Source organism: Agromyces fucosus (genome assembly GCF_004134865.1).
In the GTDB taxonomy this organism is placed as follows: Bacteria; Actinomycetota; Actinomycetes; order Actinomycetales; family Microbacteriaceae; genus Agromyces; species Agromyces fucosus.
In genome coordinates, this window is the sequence record NZ_SDPO01000002.1 from 389,177 (window position 1) to 410,194 (window position 21,018).

At 69.1% G+C, this 21,018-nt stretch carries 15 protein-coding genes; 2 read left to right on the forward strand and 13 right to left on the reverse strand.

Annotated elements, in window-relative coordinates; translation table 11 throughout:
• Positions 1-5: 5 nt before the first annotated feature.
• Positions 6-3,404: a glycosyl hydrolase family 95 catalytic domain-containing protein gene (locus ESP57_RS07590; protein WP_165877408.1), complete on the forward strand. Its 3,399-nt coding sequence runs from the start codon at positions 6-8 to the stop codon at positions 3,402-3,404.
• A 171-nt stretch (positions 3,405-3,575) separates the two neighbouring features.
• Here the strand turns inward: ESP57_RS07590 and ESP57_RS07595 are convergent, their stop codons facing one another.
• Complete coding sequence (locus ESP57_RS07595) at positions 3,576-4,151, reverse strand: HhH-GPD-type base excision DNA repair protein (RefSeq protein WP_115958662.1); 576 nt, start codon at positions 4,149-4,151, stop codon at positions 3,576-3,578.
• Positions 4,152-4,286: 135 nt separating this feature from the next.
• Here ESP57_RS07595 and ESP57_RS07600 point away from each other — a divergent pair, with 135 nt between their 5' ends.
• A complete protein-coding gene (locus tag ESP57_RS07600) occupies positions 4,287-4,670 on the forward strand; it encodes a glyoxalase superfamily protein (RefSeq protein ID WP_056005494.1) in 384 nt (127 codons plus the stop codon).
• Between the two features lie 217 nt (positions 4,671-4,887).
• Here ESP57_RS07600 and ESP57_RS07605 read toward each other — a convergent pair whose 3' ends face one another.
• From ESP57_RS07605 to ESP57_RS07660, 12 genes are all read right to left on the reverse strand, one after another.
• The gene (locus ESP57_RS07605) at positions 4,888-5,904 is read right to left on the reverse strand and encodes a LacI family DNA-binding transcriptional regulator (protein ID WP_129231133.1); all 1,017 of its coding nucleotides are present in this window, start codon (positions 5,902-5,904) and stop codon (positions 4,888-4,890) included.
• A gap of 74 nt (positions 5,905-5,978) precedes the next feature.
• Positions 5,979-7,028, reverse strand: coding sequence for a galactofuranose ABC transporter, permease protein YjfF (gene yjfF / locus ESP57_RS07610; RefSeq protein ID WP_129231134.1), 1,050 nt, complete (start codon positions 7,026-7,028; stop codon positions 5,979-5,981).
• A complete protein-coding gene (locus ESP57_RS07615; protein ID WP_129231135.1) occupies positions 7,025-8,071 on the reverse strand; it encodes an ABC transporter permease in 1,047 nt (348 codons plus the stop codon). The genes yjfF and ESP57_RS07615 overlap by 4 nt, the downstream gene beginning before the upstream one ends.
• Positions 8,068-9,795, reverse strand: a complete 1,728-nt coding sequence (locus ESP57_RS07620; RefSeq protein WP_207904506.1) for a sugar ABC transporter ATP-binding protein — start codon at positions 9,793-9,795, stop codon at positions 8,068-8,070. The genes ESP57_RS07615 and ESP57_RS07620 overlap by 4 nt, the downstream gene beginning before the upstream one ends.
• 133 nt (positions 9,796-9,928) lie before the next feature.
• Positions 9,929-10,915, reverse strand: a complete 987-nt coding sequence (locus ESP57_RS07625) for an ABC transporter substrate-binding protein (RefSeq protein WP_129231136.1) — start codon at positions 10,913-10,915, stop codon at positions 9,929-9,931.
• A 682-nt stretch (positions 10,916-11,597) separates the two neighbouring features.
• Positions 11,598-12,539: a type IV toxin-antitoxin system AbiEi family antitoxin domain-containing protein gene (locus ESP57_RS07630; protein ID WP_165877409.1), complete on the reverse strand. Its 942-nt coding sequence runs from the start codon at positions 12,537-12,539 to the stop codon at positions 11,598-11,600.
• Positions 12,540-12,710: 171 nt separating this feature from the next.
• Complete coding sequence (gene araA / locus ESP57_RS07635; RefSeq protein ID WP_129231138.1) at positions 12,711-14,234, reverse strand: L-arabinose isomerase; 1,524 nt, start codon at positions 14,232-14,234, stop codon at positions 12,711-12,713.
• Between the two features lie 59 nt (positions 14,235-14,293).
• Positions 14,294-15,904: a xylulokinase gene (locus ESP57_RS07640; RefSeq protein ID WP_243648448.1), complete on the reverse strand. Its 1,611-nt coding sequence runs from the start codon at positions 15,902-15,904 to the stop codon at positions 14,294-14,296.
• Positions 15,905-15,983: 79 nt separating this feature from the next.
• Positions 15,984-17,243 carry a multiple monosaccharide ABC transporter permease gene (gene mmsB / locus ESP57_RS07645; protein ID WP_056005516.1) on the reverse strand — a complete coding sequence of 420 codons (1,260 nt, stop codon included), beginning with the start codon at positions 17,241-17,243 and terminating at the stop codon, positions 15,984-15,986.
• A 26-nt stretch (positions 17,244-17,269) separates the two neighbouring features.
• Positions 17,270-18,799, reverse strand: a complete 1,530-nt coding sequence (mmsA, locus tag ESP57_RS07650) for a multiple monosaccharide ABC transporter ATP-binding protein (RefSeq protein WP_129231139.1) — start codon at positions 18,797-18,799, stop codon at positions 17,270-17,272.
• 144 nt (positions 18,800-18,943) lie between these two features.
• Complete coding sequence (gene chvE, locus ESP57_RS07655) at positions 18,944-20,029, reverse strand: multiple monosaccharide ABC transporter substrate-binding protein (RefSeq protein WP_235507645.1); 1,086 nt, start codon at positions 20,027-20,029, stop codon at positions 18,944-18,946.
• 166 nt (positions 20,030-20,195) lie between these two features.
• Positions 20,196-20,921: an L-ribulose-5-phosphate 4-epimerase gene (locus ESP57_RS07660; protein WP_056007599.1), complete on the reverse strand. Its 726-nt coding sequence runs from the start codon at positions 20,919-20,921 to the stop codon at positions 20,196-20,198.
• Positions 20,922-21,018 lie beyond the last annotated feature (97 nt).

Consider the following 21,018-nt stretch of genomic DNA (forward strand, 5'->3'; position numbering starts at 1 on the left):
TTCTCATGCACGCGAGTCACGTTCGGGCGATCAGCGCCGCTGCCGCCTTCGCCCTGCTTCTCGGCGGGATAGCCGTCACTGGTGCGCCCGCGGCGAGCGCAGAGACATCCGATGATTTCACCTCGATCTCGGCTGCCGGTCTGGCAACGAGCGCGTCCGATCTGCCGCAGCCCGATGGCAACGCATTGCGCATGTGGTACACGAAACCGGTGGCCAACTGGGAGAACGACGCCCTCGTGCAGGGCAACGGCTCGACCGGCCTCATGGCCTTCGGGCAGCCGAGCAAGGATCGCCTGCACGTCAACGAGAAGACCCTCTGGCGGGGTGGCCCAGCCGCCGGCCGGAACTACATCGGCGGCAACCGGGCGACCGCCGTCACGCCCGAGCAGCTCGACAGCTACCGCGAGGCGCTCGACGACAAGTCCGCGTACGTGTTCGGGCTTCCGGCGACCGGAACCGGCGGTGCCAACCAGCAGCTGACGAACCTCATGTTCGGCAACGGCACGGGCATGGGGCAGTACCAGGACTTCGGAGACATCTCACTCGACTTCGCCGCGGCCGGCATCGTCGACGCCGCGGTCACGAACTACGTGCGCGACCTCGACCTGCGCACCGGGGTCTCATCGGTGAACTTCGACCACGGCGGCGTGCACTACGAGCGCGAATACTTCGTGAGCTACCCCGACCAGGTCGCCGTGGTGCGACTGCGCGCGTCGGAGGCGGGCAAGCTCTCGTTCACCACCTCGGCAACGTCGGCCGCAGGCTTCACCACCACGAGCACAGCGGATGCCGCGCAGCAGCGCATCACGCTCGCAGGCCGCGTCGACGACAACCAGTTGAAGGCCGAGATGCAGGTGAGGCTCGCCAACGAAGGCGGCACCGTCACGAGCGGCGACGGCAAGACCCTCACCGTCACCGGCGCCGACTCGGTCACCCTCGTCTCCTCGACGGGCACGGACTACGAGAACGTGTACCCGGCCTATCGCGGCGAGGACCCGCACGTCGAGATCACCGAACGGGTCGACGCCGCCGTGGTGAGCGGCTACACGCCGTTGCTCGAGCGTCACCTCGCCGACTACCGGGAGCTCTTCGACCGGGTGCAGTTCGACGTGGGCGGCGACGCGCCCGACGTGCCGACCGACCAACTGATGCGCGACTACCGCGCGGGCGACCACGACCTCGCGGTCGATGAGCTGGCCTACCAGTTCGGCCGCTACCTCAGCATCGCAGGGTCACGAGCCGGCGACCTGCCCACGAACCTCGTCGGCCTGTGGATGGTCGGCGAGGCCGGGCGGTTCTGGGGCGCCGACTACCACTTCAACGTCAACGTGCAGATGAACTACTGGCCGGCCATGATCACGAACCTCGCCGAGACGCAGGTGCCCTTCAACGACTACGTCGAATCGCTCGTCGTGCCCGGCCGGCTGACGGCCGAGCGATCGGCGGCCGTGGCGACCGAGGACTTCGCCACGGCGCCCATCGGCACCGGCAACGGCTTCCTCATCAACACCCAGGTCAACCCGTTCGGGCACACGGCGCCGATCGGCTCCCAGGAGTACGGCTGGAACGTCGGCGGGTCGTCGTGGGCACTGCAGAACGTCTACGACTACTACCTCTTCACCGGCGACGAGGAGTTCCTGCGCGAGAGCGCTTACCCGATGCTCAAGGAGATGGCGGCGTTCTGGAACGAGTACCTCTGGTACAGCGACACTCAGGGCCGACTCACCGTCGCCCCCGGCGTCTCGGCCGAGCACGGTCCGACCGCCGTCGGCACCGCCTACGACCAGTCGATCGTGTGGGAGCTGTACGACATGGCGATCGAGGCATCCGAACGCCTGGATGTCGACGCCGACCTTCGAGCCGTGTGGCAGGAGAAGCAGGGCCAGCTCGACCCGATCCTGATCGGCAGCCAAGGGCAGGTCAAGGAGTGGTTCGAGGAGACGACGCTCGGCCGGGCGCAGGCCGGAAGCCTGCCCGAGGAGGCCATCTGGAATTTCGGCGCCGGCGGCAGCGCCAACCAGGGTTCCGTGCACCGCCACACCTCGCAGCTCATCGGGCTCTTCCCCGGCACCCTGATCAACCAAGAGACGCCCGAGTGGATGGACGCGGCGATCACCTCGCTCGAACAGCGCGGTCTCAACGGCACCGGCTGGTCGAAGGCGATGAAGATCAACATGTACGCCCGCACGGGCCTCGCCGACGACACCTACTCGATGGTTCGCGCGATGCTCGGCGGCAACACCGCTGGGCTCCTCGACAACCTGCTCGACTCGCACCCGCCGTTCCAGATCGACGGCAACTTCGGGCTCACCGCGGGCATGACCGAGATGCTCGTGCAGAGCCAGGCCGGGTACACGCAGTTCCTCCCAGCGCTGCCTCGCGCATGGAGCAGCGGGCAGGTCGAGGGGCTCGTCGCCCGCGGCAACTTCGTGATCGACCTGGCGTGGCGCGACGGCAACGCCACCGAGTTCGAGGTCACCGCGCGAGGCGGCGGCGAGTTCATCGGGAGCTATCCCGGCATCGCCGGCGCCACGGTGACGGACGGCGACGGCAACCCCGTCGCAGTGACCGCCGACGGGCCCGACAAGGTCTCATTCCCGACGGCCGAAGGGCAGAGCTACACGTTCACCCTCCCCGAGCGACCGACGAACGTCGCCCTCGACAAGCCCGCCACCCAGTCGTCGACCTGGCCGCTCGACGGCGGCTACACCTACGGGGCGGAGAAGGCGGTCGACGGCGACACCGTCGGCAACGGTTCCAACCTCTCGAACACCGCCGGCAACGAGGCCAGCCCGTGGTGGCAGGTCGACCTCGGCGCGCAGTTCGACCTCACCGAGACCGCGGTCTGGAACCGTGTCGACTGCTGCACCGCGCGGCTCAAGGACTACACGATCGTGGTGTCGCCCGAGCCGTTCCCGAACCGCCCGCTCACCGCAGACGACCTCGCCGCCGAGGGCGTCTGGTCGACGGTGGTGACCTCGCAGGCCGGCCGCCCGACGACCACGCCCACGCAGGCCACGGGCCGCTACGTGCGCATCCAGCTCGACGACGTGGCCTACGCGCTGAATCTCTCCGAGGTGGAGGTCTTCGGCGTGCCGGCGGCGGCACCGCCCTCGCTCGAACTGGCGGTCACGGCCGAGCCGCGGTGCATCGGATCGAAGGCCTACGTCTCGGTGCGGGTCACCAACGGCGACGACGTGCCGGTCGACCTCCGCGTGCAGACGGCGTACGGCGAGAAGGCGTTCACGGCAGTTGCGCCCGGCAGGAATGCCGTCCACACGTTCAGCACAAGGCTCGCCGAGGTGCCGGCCGGAGAGGTGACGATCGATGCCTCGGCCGTGATCGACGGCGAGGCGGTGACGTCCACCGTCGTCGCCGACTACGCAGCGAAGGCGTGCGGCTGAGTCGGCTGAGTCGGCTGGGCCGGCTGGGGCGGATGGGGCGGATGGCCCGATCTCGAGCGGCCGGGCCGGGCTCGTGCGGCCGGGCCGGGCTCGTGCGGCTGAGCCGGCCTCGTGCGGCCGAGCCGGCCTGCCGCCGAGCCAGTCCGACGCGGCTGACGGGCCCCGCTGGGCTCAGCCCTTCGCGGCCTTGGCCGCGGCCTTGGCGGCCTGCTTCGTCGCGCGCACCTTGGCGAGCGACTCGGGGTCGGTGATGTCGGCGACCGAGCGGAAGGCGCCCTCGTCGCCGTACGAACCCGCGGCTTCGCGCCAGCCCGGCGCTGTCAGCCCGCACTGCTTGCCGAGCAGCGCGAGGAAGATCTTCGCCTTCTGGTCGCCGAAGCCCGGCAGCGCCTTCAGCCGGGCGAGCACCTCGGCACCGCTCGGCTCGCCCCGGGTCCAGAGAGCGGATGCCTCGCCGCCCCACTGCTCCACGATCGCTGCGGCGAGCGCCTGCACGCGACCGGCCATCGATCCCGGGAAGCGGTGCACCGCCGGCGTCTGCTTGAACACCTCGACGAAGGCCTCGGGGTCGTAGCTCGCGACGGTCTCGGGGTCGATCGAGCCGATGCGCGAGCGGATCTTCTCGGGCCCGGCGAACGCCGACTCCATGGTCACCTGCTGGTCGAGGAGCATTCCCGTGAGCAGCGCGAACGCGTCGTCGCTGAGCAGCTCGTCGGCGGCCTGCTCCCCCGTGATGTGCAATGCCATGCGTCCATCCTTCCACTCGGGCGCCGCGGCATCCGCTCGCTTGTCATTGCGGACGGAAACTGACCGCTTCGTTGCCTACGCTCGAAGCAGGCGATTCGATGGACGGATCGCACCCCACTCACCGAGGAGTTCACCATGACCTGGAAGATCGAGCTCATCTTCGTGCCCGTCACGGATGTCGATCGCGCGAAGGAGTTCTACGTCGAGAAGCTCGGCTTCAACGCCGACCACGATCAGCGGGTCAACGAAGGCCTGCGCTTCGTGCAGCTGACGCCGCCCGGCTCGGCCTGCTCGATCGCGATCGGCGAGGGCCTCGGCAGCACCATCGAGCCGGGGTCGCTCGACGTCATCCAGGTCGTCATCCCCGATGCCGACGCGGCACTCGCCGAGCTGCGCGCCAAGGGCGTCGAGGCCGAGGGCGTCGACGAGCAGGCCTGGGGCCGCTTCATCACGCTGAAGGACCCCGACGGCAACCGCTGGACCCTGCAGGAGCTGCCCGACTACAGCCAGCAGGCGTAGGGCGGCAGAGGTAGGCGCCGCGGCACGCGCGCCCGGCCGCGCCCCGTTCGGACCACTCGTGTCGCACGGGACACCTGACAACTCGTGTCCGGTGCGACACGAGTGGTCCCGGAGTCGTGGGCGGGCGTGTCCGGTGCGACACGAGTGGTCCCAGGGGCCCGGGCGGCGCGCCCCGTGCGACACGAGTGGTCCCGAGCGCAGCCGGGCGGCGGCGCGGCTACGCCACGGCGCGCGTCGACGCACGCACCACGAGCGTCGGCGCCCGCACGGGCAGGTCCTCCGCCTGCTCGTCGCCGAGCACCGTGAGCACCGCGGCGACCGCATCCCGGCCGAGCAGCGCGAAGTCCTGCCGCACGGTCGTCAGCGGCGGCGCGATGTGCTCGGCCTCGGGGATGTCGTCGAAGCCGACGATGCTCACGTCGCCCGGCACCGACCGCCCCTCGGCGCTGAGCGCATGGATCAGGCCGAGCGCCATCTGGTCGTTGCCGACGAACACCGCGGTGAAGTCGGGGTCGGATGCCGCGAGCTCGCGTCCGAGCCGGTACCCGCTCGCCGGCGACCAGTCGCCGACAAGCGGCTCGCGGGCGACGAGCGAATGGGCGGCGAGCACGTCGCGCCAGCCGCGCAGGCGCTCCGGGGCATCCATCGAGTCCTCAGGCCCTGCAAGGTGACGGATGTCGCGGTGCCCGAGCTCCACGAGGTGCGAGACGGCCCGCCGCGCACCCTCGAACTGGTCGAGCGACACCCGGTGCGCGAGCCCCGAGCCCTGCGACGCCACGGCGACGAGCGGCACGCCGAGTTCGATGCCCTGCACCGCGTCGACGGCCGTGCGGTGCGCCGCGATCAGCACGATGGCCTCGACGTTCTGGCGCACGAGCATCTCGGCGGCCGAACGCATCGACGCGGCATCCGTCTCGAGCAGGCTCGCCATGATGACCGCGTACCGGGCATCGCGCGCCGCCTGGTTGAAGTGCAGCGCCGTGGCCGACGGACCGAAGTCGGGCGCGCCGGTCGTGATCAGGCCGAGGGTGCGCGACCGTCGCGTGACCAGGGCGCGCGCCGCCTGCGACGGCACGTACCTCAGCTGCTTGATCGCCCGTTCGACGCGGTCGCGCGTGGCGGGACGCACGTTCGGCAGGTCGTTGAGCACCCGTGACACCGTCTGGTGCGATACGCCGGCGAGCCGGGCCACATCGAAGATGGTGGCCGCGCGCGCCTTGTCGTCTTCACTCACCGGTTCCGTCGGCTCCTGCCCGGCGCTTCCGCGCGCTCTCTGTGCTGCACATCATTATCCGAGACGGCAGCCCGCTATCGCCGCCGCGACGTGAGCACCTTCTGCAGGATGATGAAGACGAGCAGCAGCGCGCCGATGAAGATCTTCGTCCACCACGACGAGAGGGTGCCCTCGAACGTGATGATCGTCTGGATGATGCCGAGCACCAGCACGCCGAGCACCGACCCGAGCACGAATCCGTAGCCGCCCGTGAGCAGGGTACCGCCGATCACAACGGCGGCGATCGCGTCGAGCTCGGTGCCGATCGCCGTGAGCGGGTACCCCGACAGCGTGTAGAAGGTGAAGAGCACGCCGGCGAGGCCCGAGCAGAACCCGCTGATCACGTAGACGAGCACCTTGGTGCGGGCCACGGGCAGGCCCATGAGCAGGCCGCTCTGCTCCCCGCCGCCGATCGCGTACACGGTGCGGCCGAACCGCGTGGCGTGCAGCACCCAGACCGCGATGGCCACGACGACGACCGCGATGATGACGCTCGGGGTGATCGAGAGGTTGCCGCCGAGCGGGATGCGCGCGACGGCGAGCTGCACGAACGTCGGGTCGGTGATCGAGATGGAGCTCTGGCTGATCACGTAGCAGAGCCCGCGGGCCAGGAACATGGCCGCGAGGGTCGCGATGAACGGCTGCACCTTGAAGACGTGGATCATGAGCCCGACGAGCAGGCCCAGGATGCTCGTCAGCACGAGGATCAGCGGGATCACCGCCGCGGGAGACCACCCCGTCTGCAGGAGGCTCGCGGCGATCATGCCGCTGAGCGCCACGACGGCGCCCACCGAGAGGTCGATGCCGCCCGTGAGGATCACGAACGTCATGCCCACGGCGAGCACGATCAGGTACGAGTTGTCGACGAGCAGGTTGAGCAGCACCTGCCCCGAGAAGAAGCCGCGGTAGCGCACGCCGCCCGCGATGAAGATGACGACGAAGAGCACGGCGGTGACCGTGACGGGACCGTACTTCGGGCTGGTCAGCAGGTTCCGGATGCGTCGTGCCAGACCCGCTCGGGGGGCCGGGCCGCTCGGGCCACTGCTGCGAAGGGGACGCTCCGGGGCGTCGAGGAGCTTCGTCATGATGCCGCCACCCCCTTGCCGGCGCGCAGAGCCAGTCTTCGCCGGAAGCCGCTCAGCGCCTCGGTCGTGGTCGGCGACTGCAGCAGGCACACGATCGTCACGACCGCCGCCTTGAACACCATCGTCGCGATCGGCGGGATGCCGACCGTGTACACCGTGGTCACGAGCGTCTGGATCACGAGGGCGCCGACGAGCGTGCCGACGAGCGAGTAGCGGCCGCCCGCGAGGGACGTGCCGCCGATCACGACCGCGAGGATCGCGTCGAGCTCGATGAACAGTCCCGTGTTGTTGGCGTCGGCCGCGGCCGTGTTCGCCGTGAGGATGAGGCCCGCGATCGCCGCGCACAGCGCGCTGAACGTGTAGACGACGAAGAGGAGGCCCCGCGCCCGCACGCCCGCCTGGCGGCTCGCCTCGGGGTTGATGCCGACCGATTCGATGAACATGCCGAGCGCCGTGCGCCGGGTGACGAGCGCGGCGATGCCGAACACGACGGCCGCGATGATCACCGCGATGGGGATGCCGAACCAGAAGCCGGATCCCAGCGCCTTGAACGGCGGGCTGTTCACCGTGATGATCTGCCCCTCGGTGATGAGCATCGCCACGCCCCGACCGGCGGTCATGAGGATGAGGGTCGCGATGATCGGCTGGATGCCGAGCACCGCGACGAGGAACCCGTTCCACATGCCGAGCACGAGCGAGATGATCAGCGCTACCGTCACGGCGACGGCGACGGTCGCGGGGTTCGCCGGCTCGGGCGAGCCGAGGATGATCGAGCAGGCGACCGCGCCCGAGATCGCCGCGACGGCGCCGACCGACAGGTCGATGCCCCGCGTCGCGATCACGAGCGTCATGCCGACCGCGATGATCAGCGTCGGCGCGCCGTTCCGGAGGATGTCGATCAGGCTGCCGAAGAGGTGGCCGTCGCGCAGCGTCACCGCGAAGAAGCCGGGGAACGCGATCAGGTTGATCGTGAACAGCACGAGCAGCATCACGATCGGCCAGAACAGCCGGCTCGCGACGAGCCTGGCGAGCAGGGCGCTCATCGGGGGTCTCCTGTGGGGTCGGTGGGAGTGGGGTCGGTGTCTGATGCCGCGGAGTCATGGGGGCGGTCGGCGCCGGGCACACCGGGCACGGCGGGCACGGCGGGCACGGCGGGCACGGCGGGCACGGCGGGCACGGCGGCCCCGGCGAGCGGCATGCCTGCCGAGGCATCCGGAACCTCGTCGTCGCTCGAGCCCTCGGCGATGAGCGCGAGGAGCGAGTCGACCGTGAGCCCGTCGTTCTCGAGGTCTGCGACGACGTGGCGGTCGCGCAGCACCACGATGCGGTGGCTGAGGCGCAGCACCTCCTCGAGCTCGGCCGAGATGAACAGCACGCTCATGCCGTTCTCGGCGAGGTTGAAGACGAGCTTCTGGATCTCGGCCTTCGCCCCGATGTCGATGCCGCGGGTGGGCTCGTCGAGGATGAGGAGTCGCGGTGCGATGGCGAGCCAGCGCGCGAGGAGCACCTTCTGCTGGTTGCCGCCCGACAGGTTGCGCACGAGGGCGTCGGGGTTGCCGGGCCGGATGTTGAGCGCCTGGATGTAGCTCTGCGTGAGCTCGTCGCGCCGCTTCGCGGGAATCGGCCGGAACCACCCGCGGTCGGCCTGCAGCGCGAGCACGATGTTGTCGCGCACCGTGAGGTCGCCGACGACGCCCTCGTCGCGGCGGTTCTCGGACGAATAGGCGATGCGGTTCGAGATCGCCTGCCGCGGCGTGCGGAGCTTCGTGACCTTGCCCCGGATCGCGAGCTCGCCCTGGTCGGCGCGATCGATGCCGCCGAGCAGTCGCGCAAGTTCGGTGCGGCCGGAGCCGAGGAGTCCCGCGAGACCCACGACCTCGCCGGCCGCGATGGGGAGATCGGCCGGGTTGATCGCCCCGCGCCGCCCGAGGCCCTCGGCATTCACGAAGAGCGCGGCATCCGATTCGTCGACGACCACCGAGCGGGCGCGCTGCTCGAGGTCGTCGAGGGTCGTCAACTCCTTGCCGATCATCTTCTGCACGAGGTCGATGCGCAGCAGCTCCTCGACGAGGTACTCCCCCACGAGGCTGCCGTTGCGGAGCACCGTGAGGCGGTCGCAGATCTCGTACACCTGGTCGAGGAAGTGCGAGACGAAGAGGATCGCGACGCCCTGCTCCTTGAGCGAGCGGATGACGCGGAAGAGCTCGGCGACCTCGTCGGCGTCGAGGCTCGAGGTGGGCTCGTCGAGGATGAGCACCTTGGCCTGCACGTCGATCGCGCGGGCGATCGCGACGAGCTGCTGCACCGCGAGCGAGTGGTCGCCGAGGAGCGACCCTGGGTCGAGGTCGAGGTTCAGGCCCTCGAGCAGCGCGGCCGCGCGGCGGCGCATCGCCCGCCAGTCGATCGAGCCGAACCGGCGGGGCTCCCGCCCGAGCATGATGTTCTCGGCGACGGAGAGGTTCGGCAGGAGGTTGACCTCCTGGTAGACCGTCGAGATGCCCGCCGCCTGCGCCTGGGCGGGACCGCTGAACGACACCTGGTCGCCCGCGAGGGTGATGGTGCCTGCGTCGATGCCGTAGACGCCGGTGAGCGCCTTGATCAGCGTGGACTTGCCCGCGCCGTTCTCGCCCATGAGCGAGTGCACCTCGCCGGGGAACATGCGGAAGTCGACGCCGTCGAGTGCCTTCACACCGGGGAAGGCGATCGAGATGCCCTGCATCTCGATGACCGGCTCGGCGACGGATGTCTGGGTCACGAGTCTCTCCATCGAGGTTGTGACGGCATCCGCTCGCTGCGGTGCCGTGGGTCGAGAGTAGGGCACGGCGGGTGTGCGACGTGGACGTCCGCACACCCGCCGGGCCGCGAGCGAGCGGATGCCGCGGCATCCACTCGCTCGGAACTCAGTACTGGCGGTCGGGCAGTGCCTCGATGGCCTGCTCCTGGGTGAACGTGGTCTCCTCCGTGATGATGCGAGGCTCCACCGTGCCGCCGTCGTTGAGGGTCTTGATGATGTCGACGAGCTGTGCGCCGAGCAGCGGCGAGCACTCCACGATGAAGTTGATCTTGCCGTCGGCGAGGGCCTGCATGCCGTCCTTCACCGCGTCGACCGTGACGATCTTGATGTCCTGCCCGGGAACGAGGCCGGCCGCCTCGATCGCCTCGATCGCACCGAGACCCATGTCGTCGTTGTGCGCGTACACGAGGTCGATGTCGGGGTTCGACTTCAGCATCGCCTCCATGACCTGCTTGCCGCCCGCACGGGTGAAGTCGCCGGTCTGGCTCTCGATGACCTCGAGGTTGGGGTTCTCGGCGATGACGTCCGCGAAGCCCTCGGCCCGGTCGATCGCCGGAGCGGCGCCCGTCGTGCCCTCGAGCTGGACGATGTTCACCGGCTCGGTGACATCGGCGTACTCGTCGAGCACCCACTGGCCGGCCTTCTTGCCCTCCTCGATGAAGTCGGAGCCGAGGAACGAGACGTAGAGCGACTCGTCCTTGCTGTCGACCGCGCGGTCGGTGAGCACGACCGGGATGCCGGCGGCCTTGGCCTCGTTGAGCACCGCGTCCCAGCCGGTCTCGACGACGGGCGAGAAGGCGATGTAGTCGACGCCCTGCTGGATGTACGACCGGATCGCCTTGATCTGGTTCTCCTGCTTCTGCTGCGCGTCGGAGAACTTGAGCTCGATGCCCGCCTCTTCGAACGACGCCTGGATGTCCTTGGTGTTCGCGGTGCGCCAGCCCGACTCGGCGCCGACCTGCGCGAAGCCGACGACGAGCTCGTCGAGCGCCTTGGGACCCTCGGCCGCTCCGGTTCCGCCGTCGCCGCCCGCGCAACCGGCGAGTACGAGAGCGAGGGATGCCGCTGCGGCGATGCCGATCAGCTTCTTCATCGTGAACCTCCTTGTTCAGTGATCCGGCCGGATGCGCTGCGAGCTCCTGGTGCCGGGCGGCCAGATCATTCCGGCCGTGATCGGATGTTAGCGTTCACTTGTGAGCGCTCACAAGTGGCAGATTCATAACGTCTTGATCACGGTGGGGCACGAGTGCCGGGCGAGTCATGGACGCTCGTCGAGGCCTCCGCTGCTCGGACAATGTGAGCGCTCATAATGCGTGCCCGCGACCGGGCCGTAGTTGCGTCGCCCGCGCCCGCCCGCCCGCTCGGACCACTCGTGTCAAACCCTTCCGCTCGGACACTCGCGTCGCGCCCTGCCGCCCGGACCACCGTGTCGCGCCCTCCCGCTCGGATCACGCGCGTCGCGCCCTCCCGCTCGGACCACTCGTCTCGCACCGGACACATGACATCCGTGGTCCCGTGCGACACGAGGGGTCCCGTGCGAGATGAGTGGTCCCATCCGGCATGGGTCGGTGCGAAACGAGAGGTCCCGTGCGATAGGAGGAGTCCCGTGCGACACGAGTCGTCTCCTACGGCGGCAGGTCGGCGCGAAACGAGGGGTCCCGCGCGAGACGAAACGTCCCGCGCGACACGAGTGGTCCCCCACGGCAGCGCGTCGGCGCGAATCGAGGGGTCCAGCGCGAGAGGAAGGGTGCCGCGCGACACGCCGGGTCCCGACCTCATCGCCGCGGCACGCCGAACTCCGTGAGCAGCCCGTGCAGGTCCCGCGGCGACCACACCGTCGACCAGCCCCACCGCGCCATCCGTTCACCGCGGCGACGCAGCTCGTCTTCACGGAGCTTCTCCTCGTACACGACCTGCGCGGGGTCGAGCCCGCTGACCGATCGACTGCGCGAGTACTTCAGGCGACCGTCGAACTCGCCGATCAGTCGGATGCCCCGCCAATAGAAGTCGACGAGCGCGAACGATCCACGGATGCCGTCGAACCGCACCTGCAGCTCGGGCGCGACGAAGCCGAGCTCGTGGATCCGCACCCGGCTGACGGACTCGCCGGGGCTTCCCGAACGCTCGTCGGCGAAGCCGATCGCCTGTGCCGCCTTGGCCCGGCCGCGCACCGGGGCGACGAGCTCGAGCTCGAGCTGCAGCGCGCTCCGCGTGACCCCGGGCCTCGTCAACCCTGCGTCGAGCATCGGCACCGACCGAACGAGCGGCTCGCTGACCGCGACGTCGACGAGCGTGCGCAGCAGCGAGGTGCACGCCACTCCGTCGATCGTCTCGACCGTCGGCACGGGGCCGGCGCGACGGGCGGCGACGTGCGCGGTCCGTCGGCCCCCGGCGCGATGCTGGGCGGCCGTCTCGACGAGGGTCGGTGCGCGGCCGAGCATCGGAAGGCGATGCATCGCGGCGGCCGCACGATGCGAGACCACGAGCGGATGCCGCGCGGCGCCGGCCGTCGCGACGACGAGCCGGCGATACCGGTCATCGGGCGTCAGGGCCTGCCATTCATCGTGCTTCGCGTAGACGCCGGAGCGCACGCGCACGAGCAGTCCCCGCTGTTGGAGCCGCTGCACCGACGACGGGTGGACCCCGAGCTCTCGCAGGTCATGAGCTCGGATGAGGCCGCCACCGACCGCAGCGGCGAGTTCGATTCGTTCGTCCATGGCGCGATGATCGCGGACCACGACCGGCTGCCGGCGGGCGGAGACGACCCCTGTGGCCGGGCAGGCGCATCGGCTCCTGGGGAGGCGGAGTCGGGACCACTCGTGTCGCACCGGACCCATGACATCCATGGTCCCGTGCGACACGAGTGGTCCCGAGTGAACGCGTGCGGGTCAGAGCCCCTGCGCGAGTCGGTAGTACGCCTGGTTCCACCGCACCTCGCGCTGGAATCCGGGCAGCGTCGTCTCCTCGTCGATGACGAGCAGCTCGGCCTTGGCCATCTCGGCGAAGTCGCGGAACACCTCGACGCCCACCGCGGTCGACATGACCGTGTGGTGCGCGGCACCCGCCGTGAGCCACGCGGCGGCGCTCGTGTGGAAGTCGGGGGCCGGCTTCCAGACGGCGCGCCCGACGGGCAGCTTCGGCAGTGGATGCCGCAGCTCGACGTTCTCGACGACGTTCGCCGTGAGGCGGAAGCGGTCGCGCATGTCGCTCAGCGCGACGACGACCGCAGGGCCCGGGTCGGCCGTGAAGACGAGACGCACGGGGTCGTCTTTTCCGCCGATGCCGAGGGGGTGGATCTCGAGCGTCGGCTTGGACGTCGTGAGCGACGGCGACACCTCGAGCATGTGCGCGCCGAGGATCAGCTCGTCGCCCGGCGTCATGTCGTACGTGTAGTCCTCCATGAGGCTCGCGCCGCCGGGCAGGCCCGCGCCCATGACGTTCGCGACGCGCACGAGGATGGCCGTCTTCCAGTCGCCCTCGGCGCCGAAGCCGTAGCCCTCGGCCATGAGCCGCTGCACCGCGAGCCCGGGCAGTTGCTTCAGCTCGCCGAGGTCCTCGAAGCTCGTGGTGAAGGCGCCGAAGCCCCCCTCCTCGAGGAAGGAGCGGAGCCCCAGCTCGATCGCCGCGCCGTCGCGCAGCGACTGGTGCCGCTCGCCGCCTGCGCGGAGCTCGGGCACGACCTCGTACAGCTCCTCGTACTCGGCGACGAGCGCGTCGACGTCGGCATCGGATGCCGCGGCGACCGCCGCCGCGAGCTCGTTGACGCCCCACGTGTTGACCTGCACGCCGAAGCGCAGCTCGGCCTCGGTCTTGTCGCCCTCGGTCACGGCGACGTAGCGCATGTTGTCGCCGAAGCGGGCGAGCTTCAGGCTGCGGGATGCCGCGAGGCCGGCCGCCGCCCGCTGCCATGTGCCGAGCTCGGCCTGCACGCGCGGGTCGCTCGCGTGGCCGACGACGGTCTTCCGCGGCACGCCGAGGCGGGTCTGGATGTACCCGAACTCGCGGTCGCCGTGCGCGGCCTGGTTGAGGTTCATGAAGTCGAAGTCGATCTCGCCCCACGGCAGCTCGACGTTCGCCTGCGTGTGCAGGTGCGCGAGCGGCTTCTGCAGCGCGTCGAGGCCCGCGATCCACATCTTCGCGGGGCTGAAGGTGTGCATCCATGCGACGAGGCCGATGACGTGATCGGCGGCGTTCGCCTCGAGCGCCGTGCGGCGGATCGCGTCGGAGTCGGTGAGCACGGGCTTCCAGACGATCTTCACAGGCACAGCGGATGCCGCGGCCAACGTCTCGGCGACCTGGCGCGACTGCTCGGCGACCTGCGCGAGGGTCTCGGGCCCGTACAGGTGCTGGCTGCCGGTGAGGAACCAGACCTCGTAGCCGTCGAGTGAGGTGGTGAGCGGAGTGCGAGCCATGGTGGATCCTTCTGGTTCAGTGGAGGTGCTGTGCGCTGAGCTTGTCGAAGCGGAGGCGATCAGAGCGAGCTGACGGCGGCGACCTCGATGGCGAGGCCCGAGCGGTAGCGGTCGAGATAGGCGGCGAAGCCGGCGACATCCGCTGGGTCGGGGTCGATCGTGGAGAAGCCGGCATCGGCGAAGACCTCGTCGCGCAGGTAGTCGACGAGCCCGGTGCCGGCCGGTGCGGTGAGGTACGACGCGAGCACGGCGATGCCCCAGGCACCGCCCTCCGACGCCGTCTCGCCGACGGCGACGGGTGCATCGAGCGCTCCGGCGAGCAGTCGCTGGGCGACCCCGGCCGTGCGGAAGATGCCGCCGTGCGCATACATGCGGTCGAGCTCGACGCCTTCGCCGGCGAGCACGCGCATGCCGAGCGCGAGGGTGCCGTACACGCCGTAGAGCTGCGCGCGCATGAGGTTCGCGAGTGTGAGCCGGCTGTCGGGGCTGCGGACGATGAGCGGCCGCCCTTCGTCGAGGCCCGCGATGGGTTCGCCCGCGAGGTGGTTGTAGGCGATCACGCCGCCGGCATCCGCCTCGCCCTCGAGCGCTTCGAAGAAGAGCGCCTCGAAGACCGCGTCGCCGTCGGAGCGAGCGCCGGTCAGCTCGGCGAATCGCGAGAACACGCCCGCCCACGCGGCGAGTTCGCTGGCCCCGTTGTTGCAGTGCACCATCGCGACGGGGTCGCCGGCCGGCGTCGTCACGAGGTCGAGTTCGTGGTGCACGTGCTCGAGCGGGCGCTCGAGCACGACCATCGCGAAGATGCTCGTGCCCGCGCTGACGTTGCCCGTGCGCGGGGCGACGGCGTTCGTCGCCACCATGCCGGTGCCGGCGTCGCCTTCGGGCGGGCAGAGCGGAGCGCCGCCCTGCAGGGCGCCGGAGGGATCGAGGAGCGCGGCCCCGGCATCCGTGAGCCGGCCGGCCTCCTGGCCGGCTACGAGCACCTCGGGCAGCAGCTCGGCGACCCGGAGCCCGGGCGCGCGCTCGGCGACGAGGTCGTCGTACACCGCGAGCAGCCGACCGTCGTAGTCGTTCGTCGCCGGATCGATCGGGAACATGCCCGAGGCATCCCCGACGCCGATCGCCTTGCGGCCGGTGAGGCGCCAGTGCACGTACCCGGCGAGCGTCGTGACGAAATCGAGCTCGGGCACGTGCGACTCGGCGTCGAGCACGGCCTGGTGCAGGTGCGCGATCGACCAGCGCAGCGGGATGTTGAGGCCGAACCGCTCGGTGAGCTCCGCCGATGCCCGGCCCGTCGAGGTGTTCCGCCAGGTGCGGAAGGGCACGAGCAGCTCGCCCGCGTCGTCGAACGCGAGGTAGCCGTGCATCATGGCGGAGACGCCGATCGCGCCGAAGCTCTGCGGCTCGAGGTCGTGACGGCGTCGGGTGTCAGCGACGAGGTCGGCGTAGGCCGCCTGCAGTCCCGACCAGACGTCGTCGAGCGAGTACGTCCACGTGCGGTCCTCGAAGCGGTTCTCCCACTCGTGGCTGCCGACCGCGAGCACGTCGCCCGGGTGCTCGCCGACGAGGCACAGCTTGATGCGGGTCGAGCCGAGCTCGATGCCGAGGCTCGTGCGCCCATCACCGATCGCTCTGGCGGCCGGGCTCATGGGGGTGTCCGATGTGGGCATCGTGGTGCATCTCCTGCCTGCCCGGTTCCGTGCTGGTGAGGGACGGATGCGGGCAGCATCCGCCCCTCACCGCGAGGTGTTACTGGCCGCCTGCGCGACGCTTGTTGTAGACGTCGAACGCGACGGCGAGCAGCAGCACGAGGCCCTTCACGGCCTGCTGCCACTCGATGCCGATGCCCATGATCGACATGCCGTTGTTGAGCACGCCGATGATCAGACCACCGATGATCGCGCCGCCGATCGTGCCGACGCCGCCCTGCACCGCGGCTCCACCGATGAAGGCCGCCGAGATCGCCTCGAGCTCGAAGCCGTCACCGGCCTTCGGGCCGGCGAGGTTCAGTCGCGCGGTGAAGATGAGGCCGGCGAGCGCCGCGAGGGTGCCCATGTTGACGAACAGCCAGAAGTCGACCCGACGGGTCTTGATGCCCGACAGCTCCGCCGCGTGGCGGTTGCCGCCGATCGCGTAGATGTGACGGCCGAACACCGTGCGGTTCATCACGATGCCGTACACGAGGATGAGCACGGCGAGGATGATGAGCGTGACGGGGATGCCCTTGTACGAGGCGAGCGAGTAGGCGAAGAAGCCGATCGCGGCCGAGACGAGCACGAGCTTCGTGATGAACCACGCCATGGGCTCGACCTCTTGGCCGTACTTCTGGCGGCCGCGACGGGTGCGCACCTGCTGCACGATGAGGGCGATGATCGCGATCGCACCGACGCCGAGCGTGAGCGGATCGATCTCGAACTCTCCGAAGAGGTCGGTGAGGAACCCGTTGCCGAGTGCGCGGTACTCGGCGGGGAACGAACCGATGTTCGCGTTGCCGAGCACGACGAGGGCGAGGCCTCGGAAGATGAGCATGCCGGCCAGTGTCACGATGAACGCCGGGATGCCCACGTAGGCGATCCAGAAGCCCTGCCAGACGCCGACGAGCGCGCCGATCGCGAGCGACAGGATGACCGAGAGCCACCACGGGAGGCCCCATTGCACGGCGAACACGCCTGAGCAGGCGCCGACGAACGCCGCGACCGAACCGACCGAGAGGTCGATGTGGCCCGCGATGATCACCATGACCATGCCGATCGCGAGCACGAGGATGTACCCGTTCTGCACGATCAGGTTCGAGATGTTCTGCGGCCGCAGCAGGATGCCGTCGGTCAGGATCGCGAACAGCACGACCACCGCGATGAGCGCGATGAAGATGCCGTTCTTGCCGAGGTCGGCGAGGATGTGGCTGAGCCACTGCGTGAACCGGTTGTCGCTCGGGTTGATGTTGCCGCCGACGGCGTTCGATTCGCCGGTCGGCCCGGTCGGGGTTTGGGTCGGGGTGGGATTCGACATGGGATTCTCCTGGTGGTCCGCCGGCGTCAGCGGGGCTTTTCCATGGTCATGAGCTTGAGCATCGCTTCGGGCGTGGCGTCGGCGATCGGGAGTTCACCCGTGATGCGGCCCTCGGAGAGCGCGTACACGCGATCGGAGATGCCGAGCAGTTCGGGCAGCTCGGACGAGATCACGATGATGCCCTTGCCCGCTGCTGCGAGGCGATTGATGATCGAGTAGATCTCGTACTTGGCGCCCACGTCGATGCCGCGGGTGGGTTCGTCGAGGATGAGCACGTCGGGGTCGGCGTAGATCCACTTCGACAGCACGACCTTCTGCTGGTTGCCACCCGAGAGCTTGCCCGTCTTCACGAGCACGTTCGGCGCCTTGATGTTCATCGAGGTGCGGTACTCGTTGGCGACCCGGTACTCCTCGTTGTCGTGCACGAGGCCGAACTTCTCGAGCTTCTTCAGCGACGCCATCGAGATGTTGCGCTTGATGTCCTCGATGAGGTTGAGGCCGTAGGTCTTGCGGTCCTCCGTCGCGTAGGCGATGCCGTGCTCGATCGCCTCGGCGACCGTACGGGTCTTGATCTCCTTGCCGCGGAGGAAGACGCGTCCGGAGATCTTCGAGCCGTACGACTGCCCGAACAGGCTCATCGCGAACTCGGTGCGCCCAGCGCCCATGAGTCCGGCGATGCCGACGATCTCACCGGCGCGAACATTGAGGTTGACCTTGTCGACCATCACTCGCGACGTGTCCTGCGGGTGGTGCGCGGACCAGTCCTCGACCCGCAGCAGCTCCTCGCCGATGTGGGGCGTGTGGTCGGGGTAGCGGTGCTCGAGGTCCCGGCCGACCATGTCCTTGATGATGCGGTCTTCGGTGACGTCGTTCTTCGCGATCGTCTCGATGGTCTTGCCGTCGCGGATGACGGTGACCGAGTCGGCGACCTTCTTGATCTCGTTGAGCTTGTGGCTGATGATGATCGACGTGATGCCCTGGCCCTTGAGGTGCAGGATCAGGTCGAGCAGGTGATCGGAGTCCTCGTCGTTGAGCGCGGCCGTCGGCTCGTCGAGGATCAGCAGCTTCACTTCCTTCGAGAGCGCCTTCGCGATCTCGACGAGCTGCTGCTTGCCGACGCCGATGTCCATGATCTTCGTCGTGGGGTTCTCGCGGAGTCCGACGCGGGCGAGGAGCTTCGATGCCTCGAAGTTCGTCTTGTTCCAGTCGATCAGGCCGCCGCGGCCCTTCTGCTCGTTGTTGAGGAAGATGTTCTCGGCGATCGAGAGGTAGGGGCTCAGGGCGAGCTCCTGGTGGATGATGACGATGCCCTTGGCCTCACTGTCCGTGAGGTCGCGGAACTCGACCGTCTCGTTCTCGAAGACGATGTCGCCGTCGTAGGTGCCGTGCGGGTAGACACCCGAGAGCACCTTCATGAGGGTCGACTTGCCGGCGCCGTTCTCGCCGCAGATCGCGTGCACTTCACCGCGTGCGACGGAGAGGTTGACGTTGGCGAGGGCTTTCACGCCCGGGAACGTCTTCGTGATGCCGCGCATCTCGAGAATGTCTGTGGTCATCTCTGCTCCTGCTGCTCCTGCTCCATTGCCGGGACCGCCGGTCGAGTAGCGAGCGAAGCCCGCGTATCGAGACCTGGTCGAGAGCGTAGTCCCGTTGGTCCCGATACGCGGCTCCGCCGCTACTCGACCGGCGAAGTCACCTGACTAGCCGTTGATTTCCTCTTCGGTCCAGTAGCCGCTGTCGACGAGGACCTCGGTGATGTTGTCCTTGACGACGATCTGCGACTCGAGGAGGTACGACGGGACGACCTTCTTGCCGTTGTCGTAGTCGGTCGTGTTGTTGACCTCGACCTCTTCACCGTTCAGGATCGAGGACGCCATGTCGACGGCGACCTCGGCGAGCTTGCGGGTGTCCTTGAAGATGGTCGCGAACTGCTCACCCGAGTTGATCGCCTTGACCGAGTCGATCTCGGCGTCCTGGCCCGAGATGATCGGCCACTCGGCGCCGACGCTGTAGCCGGCGTCGGTGAGGGCCGAGATGATGCCGCGCGAGAGGCCGTCGTAGGGCGAGAGCACCGCGTTGACCTTCGAGCCGTCGGAGTAGGTCGACGTGAGGATGTTCTCCATGCGCTCCTGGGCGACTTCGCCGTCCCAGCGGAGGATGGCTGCCTGCTCGAAGTCGGTCTGACCCGACTTCACGACGAGCGTGCCGTCATCGATCAGCGGCTGGAGCACGTCCATCGCACCGTTCCAGAAGAACGTGGCGTTGTTGTCATCGGGCGAACCGGCGAACAGCTCGATGTTGAACGGGCCGGCGGGGGCGTCCGCGGCGGGCGCGCCCTCGAGGTCCGTGAGGCCGAGGCCGTTCAGGAGCGAGGTGGCCTGCTGCTGGCCGACGACGAAGTTGTCGAACGACGCGTAGTAGTCGACGTTCTCCGAGTCGCGGATGAGGCGGTCGTAGGCGATGACGGGGATGTCGGCGTCGGCCGCGTCCTGCAGCACCTGCGAGAGCGTGGTGCCGTCGATCGAGGCGATGATCAGGGCTTCGGCACCCTTGGTGATCATGTTCTCGATCTGCGAGACCTGCGTGGGGATGTCGTCCTCTGCGTACTGGAGGTCGACCTTGAAGCCCTGCTCCTCGAGCTGCTCCTTGACGGCGTTGCCGTCCTGGATCCAGCGCTCGGAGCTCTTCGTGGGCATCGCGACGCCGATGAGGCCGCCGTCGCCGCCGCCGTCGCCGCCGTCGCTGCCGGAGCCGGAGCCGCCCGAGCACGCGGCGAGCGCGAGCATCGAGCCGACCGCGATCGTTGCGAGAAGCACCTTCTTCGTGTTCTTCACGGTGTTTCCTTTCACTGTGTCATTCATTGGGACGTCATTGTCTTGGTGACAGTCGGAGTCGACCGCGTCCACGTCGGTCGTCTCCCCTCGCGCCGGCCGCTGAAGGCGGTCGCAAGTCTCAGGTGGGGTGTTTCATCTCACGACGGGCGTCGGTCGTCTGCCCGTAGACGTTCTGGTAGCGGTCGAAGAGCCGATCGATCGACTCCTGCGGAATCGGGATCAGCGGACCGGCCTCCCGTGCGAGGTGCACGGTGCGCGCGACATCCTCGACCATGACCGCGGCCTTCACCGCGTCCTTCGCCGAGGTCCCGATCGTGAACGGGCCGTGGTTCTGCATCAGCACGGCGCGGCTGCGGTGGCCCGAGAGGGTCTCGACGATGCCGCGGCCGATCGAGTCGTCGCCGATGATCGCGAACGGGCCGACCGGGATCGGCCCACCGAACTCGTCGGCCATCGCGGTGATGACGCACGGGATCTCTTCACCCCGTGCCGCCCAGGCGGTGGCGTAGGTCGAGTGCGTGTGCACGACGCCGCCCACCTCGGGCATGTTGCGGTACACGTAGGCGTGCGCGGCGGTGTCGGACGAGGGGCTGCGCTCGGCACCGGGAGTGCCCTCGACGACGTTGCCGTCGAGGTCGCAGAGGATCATGTTCTCGGGTGCGAGGTCGTCGTAGGCGACGCCCGAGGGCTTGATGACGAAGAGTTCGGCGCCGGGCACACGGCCCGACACATTGCCTCCGGTCCACACGACGAGGTCGTAGCGGGAGAGCTCGGCGTGCAGGCGTGCGACCTCGGCGCGAACCCTCGCGATGGCGACCTCGATCTGCGGTCCGAAGGTGCTCATGCGCACCGCCCCGATGCCGGCGTGCATGCGCCCGTCGAGCCTGCGAGCGTGTCGCATCGCATCGTCGGAACGGCGCTGGTCTGCACGTGGGACTCCT